The 12,373-nt window shown below is 38.8% G+C and carries 13 protein-coding genes; 2 read left to right on the top strand and 11 right to left on the bottom strand.

Translation table 11 applies throughout. The features are described 5' to 3' along the window. Window positions 1-80: 80 nt before the first annotated feature. From B5X68_RS07675 to B5X68_RS07650, 6 genes are all read right to left on the bottom strand, one after another. Window positions 81-608, bottom strand: coding sequence for a hypothetical protein (locus B5X68_RS07675; protein WP_082214128.1), 528 nt, complete (start codon window positions 606-608; stop codon window positions 81-83). Beyond that, window positions 601-1,299, bottom strand: coding sequence for a P-loop NTPase family protein (locus B5X68_RS07670; protein WP_082214127.1), 699 nt, complete (start codon window positions 1,297-1,299; stop codon window positions 601-603). The genes B5X68_RS07675 and B5X68_RS07670 overlap by 8 nt, the downstream gene beginning before the upstream one ends. Beyond that, entirely contained in the window at window positions 1,299-1,658 is a 360-nt protein-coding gene (locus B5X68_RS07665; protein ID WP_082214126.1) for a hypothetical protein, read from the bottom strand. Before B5X68_RS07665 ends, B5X68_RS07670 begins: the two co-directional genes overlap by 1 nt. 286 nt (window positions 1,659-1,944) lie before the next feature. Continuing rightward, window positions 1,945-2,700 (bottom strand): VapE domain-containing protein, encoded by a 756-nt coding sequence (locus B5X68_RS29450; RefSeq protein WP_374754817.1) that lies wholly within the window; start codon window positions 2,698-2,700, stop codon window positions 1,945-1,947. 40 nt (window positions 2,701-2,740) lie between these two features. Next, on the bottom strand, window positions 2,741-3,658 hold the full coding sequence (locus B5X68_RS07655) for a hypothetical protein (protein ID WP_082214124.1): 918 nt from the start codon (window positions 3,656-3,658) through the stop codon (window positions 2,741-2,743). Window positions 3,659-3,722: 64 nt separating this feature from the next. After that, window positions 3,723-4,010 carry a hypothetical protein gene (locus B5X68_RS07650; protein WP_082214123.1) on the bottom strand — a complete coding sequence of 96 codons (288 nt, stop codon included), beginning with the start codon at window positions 4,008-4,010 and terminating at the stop codon, window positions 3,723-3,725. A gap of 355 nt (window positions 4,011-4,365) precedes the next feature. Between B5X68_RS07650 and B5X68_RS07645 the strand changes: the two genes are divergently transcribed. After that, window positions 4,366-5,421, top strand: a complete 1,056-nt coding sequence (locus B5X68_RS07645; RefSeq protein ID WP_082214122.1) for a hypothetical protein — start codon at window positions 4,366-4,368, stop codon at window positions 5,419-5,421. Window positions 5,422-5,428: 7 nt separating this feature from the next. On the opposite strand, the gene B5X68_RS07640 is transcribed toward B5X68_RS07645, so the two are convergent. The 3 genes from B5X68_RS07640 to B5X68_RS07630 form a co-directional block, all read right to left on the bottom strand. After that, window positions 5,429-6,223, bottom strand: a complete 795-nt coding sequence (locus tag B5X68_RS07640) for a site-specific integrase (protein ID WP_082214121.1) — start codon at window positions 6,221-6,223, stop codon at window positions 5,429-5,431. Next, window positions 6,223-6,573: a helix-turn-helix domain-containing protein gene (locus tag B5X68_RS29445; protein ID WP_082214120.1), complete on the bottom strand. Its 351-nt coding sequence runs from the start codon at window positions 6,571-6,573 to the stop codon at window positions 6,223-6,225. The genes B5X68_RS07640 and B5X68_RS29445 overlap by 1 nt, the downstream gene beginning before the upstream one ends. 437 nt (window positions 6,574-7,010) lie before the next feature. Further along, on the bottom strand, window positions 7,011-7,964 hold the full coding sequence (locus tag B5X68_RS07630; RefSeq protein ID WP_082215254.1) for a virulence RhuM family protein/type II toxin-antitoxin system death-on-curing family toxin: 954 nt from the start codon (window positions 7,962-7,964) through the stop codon (window positions 7,011-7,013). Between the two features lie 685 nt (window positions 7,965-8,649). Between B5X68_RS07630 and B5X68_RS07620 the strand changes: the two genes are divergently transcribed. After that, window positions 8,650-9,345 (top strand): hypothetical protein, encoded by a 696-nt coding sequence (locus B5X68_RS07620; RefSeq protein WP_082214118.1) that lies wholly within the window; start codon window positions 8,650-8,652, stop codon window positions 9,343-9,345. Between the two features lie 5 nt (window positions 9,346-9,350). On the opposite strand, the gene B5X68_RS07615 is transcribed toward B5X68_RS07620, so the two are convergent. Beyond that, a complete protein-coding gene (locus B5X68_RS07615; protein WP_082214117.1) occupies window positions 9,351-11,090 on the bottom strand; it encodes an AAA domain-containing protein in 1,740 nt (579 codons plus the stop codon). Next, complete coding sequence (locus B5X68_RS07610) at window positions 11,087-12,139, bottom strand: hypothetical protein (protein WP_141110234.1); 1,053 nt, start codon at window positions 12,137-12,139, stop codon at window positions 11,087-11,089. The genes B5X68_RS07615 and B5X68_RS07610 overlap by 4 nt, the downstream gene beginning before the upstream one ends. Window positions 12,140-12,373 lie beyond the last annotated feature (234 nt).

The following is a 12,373-nucleotide window of genomic DNA, read 5'->3' as shown; positions in this document are numbered from 1 at the left end:
GGTCGAAAATGTTTGAATAATATTGAATTGATCAGAAATTGATTGAAAAAGGCACAAATGGGAAGAAATTGTGCCTTCGTTTACTTCTTACCCAGCGGAATAAGAATTCGGCCTAAATTACCGTCCTCAATATATTCCTTTCCGATAAAGACGTCGCCAGATTTCTGATCTGCCTTCCCCATAACTAAGTATTGATGACCTTCATGTTCGATGATTATACCGTTTTTCATCAACTTCGCATATGATGGTGCATTTCTGTAGTCCTCCATAATTTGCTTGCGAACTTCGTATTCCCGCGTGGTCGTGCTATACCAAAAAACCATCGCTGATATAAGAGTGCCCATGGCTGCAAACGGTAATGATAACCCTATCCCGAATCTTATGGCCTCCTGGTTGTTTCGGAAATTGATCTGGTTGACCTTGCCCTTGATATTTTTTGCTGCTTCATCAATCTGAATAATCGATCTGTTTACCTCGTTTGTAAGAAACAAAAATCTTTGAGAGATTTCCGTCATGACCATGGCAGACCAATCGTCCATTTCAATGCCATATTTTGCAGAGAACTGGCCTTTAAGCCTTGTCATTTGCTCTGTGCTAATTTTACTCATTGCTGAAATTCTCTTTAAGTTCCTTTTTCATCCTAATCCTTGCCCCAGGGCCGTACTCGTTTATAGAGTATCCCCTTCGTATGCCGTCCAGCACCTGTCCGCCAAGAAGGGTAGATGGATCAAAGTCCCCAAATCGTTTGTATGAGATTTTTAGTTGCTTGCAATTTTCAGCCAGTTCGGTTGATAGTGCTGGAAACTGGTTGAAGCTTGTGATGTTCTCCCAGGCGACAACTTTGAATTCGTTTTTGAGCACAGTCGTCATTTTTTGTAGATAGTTGACAGAAGCTTTGTAAGCTCCACCCCCTCCGATAACTATATTTAAAACAATTTCGAAACCAAGCTCCTCGCAGAATTCCCTAAATGGTATATCTCTCTGGATAAGTGCTGGAATCTGTTCTGATTCTGGCGCGCCGAAATCCATATAGATTTTTTCAAAGCTACTTTCTGCTAGACTTTCCATGTATCCCAAAAACGTATCCCGCACCAATACGTCACGATTATCAAGAAGAGAAATGGTTTCCAATCTATCTGCACCAAGAAATTTGAGTTGACGTGTAGACGTTTGCGTGGAGCTATCCACGTCAACAAAAAGTGAATGCTCATCCGGCACAGAAAGCGCTCGGAAGTAAGTATGGAAGCTCTTACCTACCCCTCCTTTGGATTGTAGGGTAAATTCAATAATACGACTCATTATTTTGAAAATTTAGATTTGATAATTTGATTTTGACTGGTGCTTAGCTCATCAGGGTCTGACCATTGTACGCCTGACCGGGAGTCAGATGCTTTCGCCTTTTCTTCGCGTTTCGAAGGCATAACCATTGGAGAGCGTATTTTCACAGCAGTTTTCATCTTACCATGAAAATAGAACCGGCAGTATTTGATATCGCCAACCGTTACGAGACCAGGCGTTCCCAAATCTCCATTGATAGTCTCGGCAATAAATACGGATGATAACCCTGGCTCAAAATAGTCCTGGTATAAACTGTACAGAATCTTTCTGCGCTTACGGTCCTTCTTTTCAAAAAGACGGATTAAGATTTCGTTATCCATGACGCGTCGAAGTTTACGGTTTCCTAGAACCGCATTTGTTGAATACTAAACTTGGAGAATGATAATTCTTTGAAAACAGGTACTACTACACCCGCTACATTACTACACATCATTTTAGAAAGCTCTTTCTCAGCCAGTTGTGCAATAATCATTTACCACTTCACTTACTACACTTCAATCTTGGTCCTACTTCACATTCTTTCTGAGCCCATTTCGTAGTAACTCGTAGTAATAGCATAATAATTGTCTTACTTCACTCAACTTTAAGATTATCAATGCAATAAGCCTACTTGTAGTAGGTAGTAAGATCATTATGTAAAATATAATATCCCTTTACAGGAAACCTTTGCTCCTCGTGCCCTCTTTTCTGAGTTTGAGCGAACCCCAAAAATTTAAGTGCTTTACCGATCTCGACTGGGCTAATTTTCAGTTTTCCGTCTGTTCTGATTGCTAGGTTCTCACACAGATCAGTTGCGGTGTAAAACTGATCGAAACGGTCCTTTGTGGCCGGAGAATAGAATTTTTGTATCAGTTCGAACTCGATGGTTGTGGTCTTATACTTACTGTTTGCCAGCTCATTATCTAAAATTTCTTGCACTGTCATCTCGTACTTAAATCCCGCTGTATAGAGTTGATAAGCTTGCGACCAGACAACGTTGATATCAATGTCGGATTTGTACGCCCAATTAATCTCTCGAACTCCGAAACACAACCATCTGACGCTGCCAGTTTCATCGACCAAGAACTCAGCTTTGTTAGTCGAACCCCATATGGACGCACGTCTTGGCTCCATCTTTGGTCGTCGGTCGTACGGGTGACGTACCTTAATATACGACTTGCTCATTAAGGTCTTTTGCGCATTGATCTCTGTCTTGGACAAAGTAGAAAGTTCATCTTGAATGACACCGAAATTCTGACACAATGCGATCAGACTGTCCTTGTCAACCGAAATGTTTTCGACCTGATAATCTCTGAGCACCTCAGGAATCAAAAATCTTGTCAGCGTCGTTTTTCCACTATTTTGGTCATCCTGGACAAATATTAGCGCCTGTATATTGAAGTAATAGTGATGGAAGTAGATGTTAACTTACGGGCCTAAACGTATTAATGAGAGTTTCCGAATTCTCAAACAAAACGTTTTTATCTTTTTCAATTTGTGATTTTAAAGCGACAAGCGAATTTTTGAAAGTAATGTTAGCTTGCCGCTGCTTCATAATGGCCGCATAACTCTCTGATGTTACATTGTACATCTTAGTCAGATGGACATTTCTACAAAGCTCTGAGCTGGCATCTATATAATCCCCTATCGGAAGAAAAAGCTTTTCGGCAATTTTTGCCGGTCCGCGCTCCACATCGTTTTGACTGTCTATGAAGCTAGTATGTATTCTTACTAAATTTTCGATATGTATTTCAGGTATCAAAGCCTTATTTTGAATATCTCTCAGCTCGTGAATAAGCTCAGTTGATGCGTCAGCAATAATCTTAGCCAGATTTTGGTTACCGTCGACAAACAATCTCCACTCTGAAAAAATTGCTTCCTTGTATATATGTAGTGAGTCAATACAAAGAAACATCCGTTCAATTTCTAGGTGTTTTCCCGCAAACCTGCCTACATACGGAAGATAAAACTCTTCTTGATTTATGTTTTCCACGACACGAGCAACAGAATTGTCTGATACTAAAAACTCTGACGGTACAATGAAAGGATCATTAGAAAGTTTTGACTCCCAAAAATTGAGAGCATTATTCATTCCCAATGCGTACCTGCGGGCACCCGAAACTAGGAAAGCCAAATACATCAACTTGCTATCGCGCTGCTTCTCCTTTGCTCTCGTCTCCTTATCACGCGCATTTTTTTCCTGTGTTCGGTAAAGTCTTAAAGCCAACAGACCACCCAAAAGAGTACCTACAATTTGTACTGAAACGTCAGCAATCCAACCTAAAACTCCACTACCAGTTTCTCCCGCAAATTCTCCGGATTGAAAATAAAACTCGAACATTTTGGATAATTTCAAATTTGCAAAAAATCAACAATAAAGGGCTGTCACAGACAGCCCTCAATCACTAAGCCTCACTAACCATTCGTTCAAAACCTTCCCATAGCACTTTTAGATCAAACAGAGCTGACTTTTCCGCACTATCGCACGGAATATCCGAATGATAAAGCGCCAGATCATGGATTGTCCGAAGTGAATGAGCAAGTTCTTTGCAACCCTGGCATTCAACGAGATACCAAAACGCTGCCTGAGAATCTGTCATCGGCGAACCGACATTTGATGCGTGACGTGCATCATTCGCTGGGTTAGCTGAATGTTCATTCGAGCCAACACCTGAACCATCCGAAGTTTGCATTTAAAATGGGTAAGTGTGAACAAATAAGGAGAGGTCACCGCAAACTTCGTCAAAGAGCTAACTTTGATAGGTTTCGGGACTTTCACCCGTGTGCCTCTCCAGGGCCATTTTTTCCTACATTTTAACATTAGCTCTTAATTTTATTTTCAAAGTTTGCAGGGCAAATATAGGGGAATATTTCAATCAGTCATAGGTACTTGGCTCTCAGCAACGCAGCCGTCCAGATCAGTAAGACGAAGTATAGGAGACTTATTACTAAATTGGAACCGACATGAGTGAAATGTTCTCAAAAATGGTTGCATGTCATGTCATTTTCAGATAACCTCAAATCTAAAAATACGGCCCGGTCGAATTTATGCTTGACGATAAAAACGAATTAAGGAGAATAATATCAACAGTCACACAACTTTTCCAGGCAAATCAAGACGATACGCTTGCTGATTTGTTGAGGGTTTCCGAGATAACTTCTGAAATATCACATTATGATAATTGGAATGCTGGGATAACATACTATTCAGTCTACATAAACACACCAGTCGATACGTTCATAAAAATTCAAAATCGACAATCAGAGATTGAGTCGGCAATATCTGAGAAAATAGAATTGGTTATGCGTCCATACGACGACCACCGATTAGGAACAGTGTATGTTATTCCGATCTCAATTTCAAAAATTGAGTGGGAAAGAATTGCAGACATTTCCACAAAAGAGCAACTTATTGCAGATGTTAACTTTTTACATGATACAATGATTTCCGTTTCAACGGGAGGATCGAGAATTCAAGATGTCAATGACATATATCAAGAGAAGTTTGCGAAGGTGGAATTAGCTTTGAAACGATTAAGCTTGGATAATCCCAATCCTTTTTCCGATTTATGGAGGTGGTATGCTAAGTGGAGTGCGGGTGAAATGCCTCAATATAAAGATAGGCGAACATTTATACGGGAAATGTACGGTGAGTTCCTAAAAAACCTACAAAGCGCGGATCATCATCAACTATTAAATGTTTCCGTTAACCTTACGGGTTGGGAAAGAATCGGCAGGACAGTTCGAGACTTCCGGTCGAAACTTAGCCAAGCAACAACAGAGGAGCAATTTCAAACAATAGGCCTTCTTTGTAGAGAGACTATTATTTCACTTGCGCAAGCGGTCTATATTGAGGAAAAGCATCCAACATTAGATGGGATTAAGGCAAGCAAAACAGATGCTAAGCGAATGCTTGACGCATACATCGCTGCTGAATTGGGGGGAAGTTCCAATGAAAATTTGAGAAAATATGCGAGAGCGTCAAACGATCTTGCTAATGAACTAACTCACAAGCGAACTGCAAATAAACAAGATGCTTCTCTCTGCGCATCTGCAACAATTTCACTTGTAAACGCGATAGGAATTTTAGAAAAGAGACATTGAGGTATAGTCATAATTTACACAGAATCCAGTAGCCATCGATCTTGGAATGCTGCACTTCTTTCCAGGTCAGTTTTATCATATCGGACCATCTAAGTCCTGTCAGTGCTGAGAAAATTGCAGCACGCTTCAGAACTGGGTGCTCGCATTCAGTTAGATAAACGGCTTTGAGCTCTTCTAGAGTTAGAAATTCACGGTGCGTTTCTCCCTGCGGCACGCCTTTCACTCTAAGCAGCGGATTGACTGCGAAGAGCCTATCTTCAAATGCTTCTTTAATACAAGCCCGAAACTTATTGTAGTAGCTATACTTGGTATTGGTCGAAAGACTTGCCTGCTCCGACTTTATGGATTTTACCTTATCTAAAAACATCTTAAATCCTTCGCAAAACTTCTCATCAACTTGGCCAAACGTGCATTTACCCATTGTATACAGATCAAGGTATTTATATGTTCCATACCAGTTATCATAGTTGCCCTTCGACTTGTTTCGTTTCGCAGCCATGGCTTTGAAATATGCCAGGAAATCCTTCTTGGCATTGAGCCTGTCAGCGAAATCAAAATTCTGATTGATAAATTGAAGCTCTCTTTCCGAACGAATGCTTTCCGCCTTGGCCTTGCTTATCCTATTGTATTCTTTCTGAGTAGGGTTCGCCGGCTTGTCATATAAGTAAATCTTCAAAAACTCTCGGCGAGTCTCTTTCCCCGTTTCCGGGATGTAAATCGCAGGGTAATAATCCAGGTAAAGACTTTTTCTCCCGTCTGACAGTATTTTTTCTCTAAGCTTTACACTTCTTGTCCTTTCCATTATATGAATAGTTTATCTATTGAACTTCTTGATATCACAATGCGGCGGCCGAGCTTGACCGATTTGATCTTCCGATCACCGATGAGTCTCCATAATGTCGTCCTGCTAATTGTTAGCAACGAGCATGCATCCCTTACAGATAAGTAGCTATTTGCCGATACATCACTTTTTGTGATTTGCCTCTTCTCAACTGTCTCCTTTTCGCTCTGCTCAACCTTGCCCTGACGAACCCTCTTTTTGTAGTTCCTCCTGTTACATTTTAGGCAGCAAAATCTGGTCTGCGTAGTCCTCGCGGTGAACCGTTTACTGCATTCCTGACAGATCCGTACAGTTTCGATTGTTGAGCTCATTCGAGAATTTTTTAAAGTGTTTCAGCATGTTTCTCAACGTTTCAGAGTGTTTCAGTTTGTTTCATCATTTCCCCCCTAAATCGTAAATTTTTGTACCTTTTTGTACCTCGGCTTAAAAATACCATAAAAGGTACAAAAAGGTACAAATCACCCAGATATTATCGCAAAATATCAATAAATCAAAAACCCCATCAGGACGATCCTGACGGGGTTTTACTTACGTTTGTTTATATATATTTATGGTTACTTACGACATATTACTTGCCGATACAGAAAGTAATCAAATTACCTAACAAGCTATTTATCAATATTTTAGATTACAAAAATTTTGTCCAAGTAACAAATAGGTAACAAAAATTGACTTTTAATAACATTCGCCATAATTTCCCCGGTTATTTCCCCCTACTACTCCTGGGCATTTGCGGGACAAACTGTAATTACTGATTTCTATTTAGTACACTTACCACTAATTTTTTCACTGTTTCCATCTCTTCCGGCTTACTGGCCGCGGCAAATAAAGCGAGACTGGCAAGAGCTTCGTTACTAATTATTGGCTCCCCAGACCTGGACTCTAAGAGGGAATTTCTTTCTAAAAATAACAAGAAACATGCAGCGGCAATCCGCTTATTGCCATCCACAAAACCATGATTCTTTATAATGAGGTATAGCAAAGTCGCTGCCTTTTCCTCTATGGATGGGTAAAAATCATTATCACCAAAGCCTTTGCTGATTTGTATTACTGCACTTTGAAAACTTCCGTCCTTTTCCTTTCCAAACACATCAGAATCAAAATCGGCCTTCATGATTTCAACGATTTGCTCATAATCGGCTAGTTCCGGATAAATTGCTTGTCTGGTACTAATTCCTTTACGGTCTAATTCTTCATGATCGTAATCGTCCAGTAATTCCAGTCCCTTTGCAAATTGGCTCAGCCATGCAAAATCGGTATCATCGATTTTACGTTCTATTGCTCTGCCTAAAATCCGGATACCGTCTTTTAGTGTTTGCACTTGCTGCTGTTTCTGAGCGAGACGTTGTTCGTTGATCGCATACCCTTGGATTAAGTAATCCTTCAAGCGCTGGGTTGCCCATTGACGGAATTTTGTCCCCTGCGTGGACTTTACCCGGTACCCTACAGAAATTATTACATCCAGGTTATAGTATTTGACCGGTCTGTCTGAGAAAGCAATGTGCAAAATTTGCACATTGCTTTTTTCATCTAGTTCGTTTTCCTTGAAGACATTGCTAATATGTTTTGTTATAACGCTACGCTCACGTGAAAATAGCTTACCAATTTGCTCTTGCGATAGCCACACCGTTTCCTCTTCAAACTTTACTTCGATCAAAGTACGTCCGTCGGCACTTTGGTATATTTCGATTTGATTTTCCATAATAATCATAAATATACATATCTCGGATTAACTATTTTCTGTAAAGACTATCCTATTGGCACAAATCCACGCAAGGTTCAACTGCTAGGTCCAATTATCATCCAGTACAAACGTAAAATTCACTTTCGCACTGTATGCATCTACGGCAATTACTATACTTGATTCAATTTTAGTGTATATATTTGCTCAATCAACATATTCTGGCATATTTCCTAATAAATCACGGGTAGATCTCATATTCGATCAAGAAAATTTAAGTTTAACGAAATCCTATCTATCCATTATCCCTATTAATGTAGACTTACCATTCTATGACCATGAATCCTCTACTACCGCATCAAAAATATTATCCTCTTCAGGAACTAATCAAAGAACGAAAATCAGATGGAGGCGACTTCACGCTTACAATTTTATTTATAGATGAACATCTTAAGAAATATGGCAAAACCGGAATACCAAATTCCGCATACAGATATTCGTCCATATTTTGGAGTAATGACCTAAGAAGTCCAACTCACGTTTGGAAACCTGCGTGGCTGACCAATGGCTGCTATGTTACCAGCATTGATAATGTCTCAGAAGAAAAAAGAACCGGTTCAATAAAATTCTCCTTCAAACGGTAGAAACATTTTTGTTGTCCTACATACTAAGCGCCTCAATACCAACGCAAAATTAAACCTTCATAATGAGCATTCTTTTACGCAGTGACATAATACTCCAGACAGAAAATTTCCTTGCAAAGTCAAATCCCAATGACCGATATTCTTCATTTGACTATTGCTACAACCATTTTAAAACCTTCGATAAGTCAAATGTTGATATTGAGAAGAGCTGCCTAGTGCTTGGTTTTTATTTAGCTAGCTGGGGAATGTTTAGGGGCTCCAGTTTTTTAATTCAGAAAAGTGTTAAGCACTTTCAACCGTTAATTTTATACATAGCCTCCTTAGAAAAGGATATCTGGAAAATTGATGTCGACAATTACTCAGACAAGAACATGGCTAACATTATGGAAGTTTATTCCAAAATCAAAGAGCTTGTCATCACGGATAATAACACTGATTTAACCCTTATCACGAAGATTCTCTTAGGAGTCTTTGGGTTTGTTCCAGCTTTTGACCAATATTTTGGAGATACGTTTAGACAAATTTTTACACATGAAAACTGTGGATTCCGAAGAGTAAATGTTAAATCGCTTACGTGTATCAAGCAGTTTTATGAGGCCAACAAAATTGTTATTGATAATATTGCCAGTAGAACATTCACAACTGACTTTCTTACTGGAGAAAAAACAGTGGTCAATTATCCAAAAGCGAAAATCATTGACATGTATGGATTTAATCTCAGAACCTCCAAAACTCCATTGGTTAATACATCTTTGTAATCTAATTATAATCCAACAATTTTACAGGAGGCCAAATAATTCTTAACTTCAATCGTTGGTGATTGAAGCATATCTATCATTGGATCTGTTATTAAAAGTGTCCCGCGTTTGGCGCGACTTGTTGAAACGTTAAATCGATTTTCCTGAAAAGCAAAAGCAACACCATCAAACGGAATAAGAATGATGGAAACGTCACAAGTTAAACCTTGTATCCTATCGATAGTCTCGATTATTAATTCCTCCACGCCAATCCCAGTGTGCATAAAATGATCATAAATTGCGTAGCTGGTCATTTTAAATGGGGTGAGAATTGCAATAGTAAAACCAGGATTTTGTGTCTTAACATCTTTAACGACCTCTGTAATTACTTTGATAGCGGTAATTGGTCGCTTACCTTCATGAGCTATACTTATTTTAAGTAAACTTGTTCCACCCTTCTCACAAAATAAATGCGTGAAATTGGAAGCAAAAGATATTTTTTCTTCTAATGGTGAAACAGATACTAATGAATGACTGTAAAACTCTCCTGTTTGCTTGGCAGCTTGATTGCTTAATCGATAAGTATAACGCATTCTATGTGACAGAGGAGAATAATTATTACTTACGGTTTTTAAACCTTCAATGATTCCATTAATATTTTGGTCAATTCTAGAAGCGTTGTTTTCATCGACTATGATCGGAGTTAATTGTTTGATATCGCCAACAATAATCACTTTTTTTCCCAGCCTCGTAAATCCCGCTATCGTAGCGAGAAATGCCTGAGACGCTTCTTCAATGATGATTATATCATAAATCTGTGTTAAGGATCGGATGCTTGCTAAAAGATCGGATAGTTTATAGTAAGAGGATAAAATTAATCCTCCAACAACGGGCATACCAGGATTTTCACAACACTGTAATCCCTGAAGATTCTTTTGTTCATCCCCAGAAAGATTAGTTTTAAAAATTCTATGCTGTCCTAGAAACGACCCTAATCCAGGTTTTTCAGCAACCTCGATTAAAGCCTTGTTGGTTAGCGCCGTTACACAAACCTTTTTATCAAGAGCTAGAAAATGTTTACAAATACCCGCTATTAGATGCGTTTTGCCAGTTCCTGGCGGTCCCTGTATTATTGTTAAATTATTCTCATCGACATGTGTTAAAGCTTCGGATAAGACAATATCCGGCTGACCCATTAACTTGGGATTCCAATTCTTTGGATTGTATCTAACAGATAAATTTAGAAAATTATCCTCTGGATTTTGATTGACATAATTTCGCAAATTGATTAAATATTTTATAGGCGGATCTTCCTCGCCAAGAACTATCAGTGGGTGATTCTTTTCCTCAAGGTCTAACCGGATATGATTAAAAAACTCAGGTTCTATACCTTGGAAACCAATGTACCTCCATTCCTCATCCGGTTCACTTTTCATGTAGAAAACAGGAAGAGAGAAAGTCGATATTTCGGTATGACTTCTTCTAAATTCCTCGTAGTTAAAATTCCAGGAACTCGTAACACCAGCAGAACTTTTGACGTAACACATCGAAAAAGGACTTTTTAAGCGAGGTAAATCTCCCTTGCGAAACCTTATGATTAAAGATCCTCTGGAAGTATCGTAACCCCATATCTTGCCGATATACAATCGATCGTTCTTTCTTAAATCCAAAACCATCGATTTCAAATATCTTAGACGGTCTTTTTCTATCTTTTCGATTTGCCAATCAAAGAACTTGGTATGCTGACTTATTGAAATACCACTCATATTTCGTCGTCAATTACGCCGCCGGTTCGGACAGCTAATGAATCTGATCCAAATGTTTCAAAAATGGACTTATATTGACCTGCATCCATTCTGTAAATTAACTGCATTTTTTTAACGTCATTGTCCGATTTGAGTATACTCTCCAAATTTGGATAATTTTGATCAGCCTCTCTCCTAATTACCCAAAATATGGAATTGGCTTCGTCAAGGTCTTCAGTATTCTCACAAATCTTACAGTCAGTGAAAATAGAACCAGTCAAAATATATAGTTTAATTTCACTTTTTCGAAGTTGTAACCATGCATATGCTCCCAAAAATAGAAGGCCTGATCTGGCACTTCTGCACATAACTGTAAATCTTCGACCATCTGAACCAATGATTGGACCCAGTGTTTTTGATGACAAATTCTCTTTAAAGGATAGCCTGGCCTGAGAAACGTCGCACCCTGAATTCTCAAAGTAGAATAAGGCCTTAACATGCGCAGCTAAATTTTCATCAAACATTTGGTCGTCAGAAAGACTACCATCCAATAAACTTTTAAGCTCCTGAATTTCATCTTCCGACATTATACTAGTCTTTACAGGTGGGCTTAGCGGTGAAACCGGTGAGATCCCAGCAATTGAAGGATCTGGATCCGTTAGTTTAGGTGGTGTAGAAGTTAGAAGAGATCGCAGTTCACTAATATGAATTTGTATTTCCTGAAATACTTCAAAATCCACTATTGAACTAATAGATAAATTAGTCAAATCCAAATACTGGAGTATTTCGTGTTCTTTAAGTTCTAAAAGCAACTGTACTTCACGCTCCAATCCTTCACATTTTAGAATGGCAGCTAGTTGATGAGAAATGCTGTATCTTTCAAGAGGGTGATACCACTTATATGTTAAGTAAAAACCGTCTTTCGAATGATAGTACTTGACAGATGTTCCTTGTATTTGGCTCCCTTTATGATTCAATACAAGCATTATTTCCTGGCAAGAAAAAAGTTTAAAGGAGCTAAGTTTTTCAACGAGACTTTTCAAGTAAACTTCTTCGCTTTTGATTTTCATCTTCGACCTTAATATCAGGCAAAGAGCGGGTAAGCACTCAAATACTTTGATAGTTAACTTAATATCCTCTATCGAATCTATGGGAGTAAAATCACATTTGTCAACTATTTGCAATCCAAATAAGGCGAATAAATGCTCTGTTTTATGGTTGATTTCTACATTGCTTGGTATAAAGAATGAATGAATTTTATCCGCATTTTCATCAAACCCAGGTATTCTTAACCAAACTATGGC

Source organism: Dyadobacter psychrophilus (genome assembly GCF_900167945.1).
Lineage (GTDB): Bacteria > Bacteroidota > Bacteroidia > Cytophagales > Spirosomataceae > Dyadobacter > Dyadobacter psychrophilus.
The sequence above is the reverse complement of the archived record's forward strand: the minus strand, read 5'-3'. Positions and strand labels throughout refer to the sequence as shown.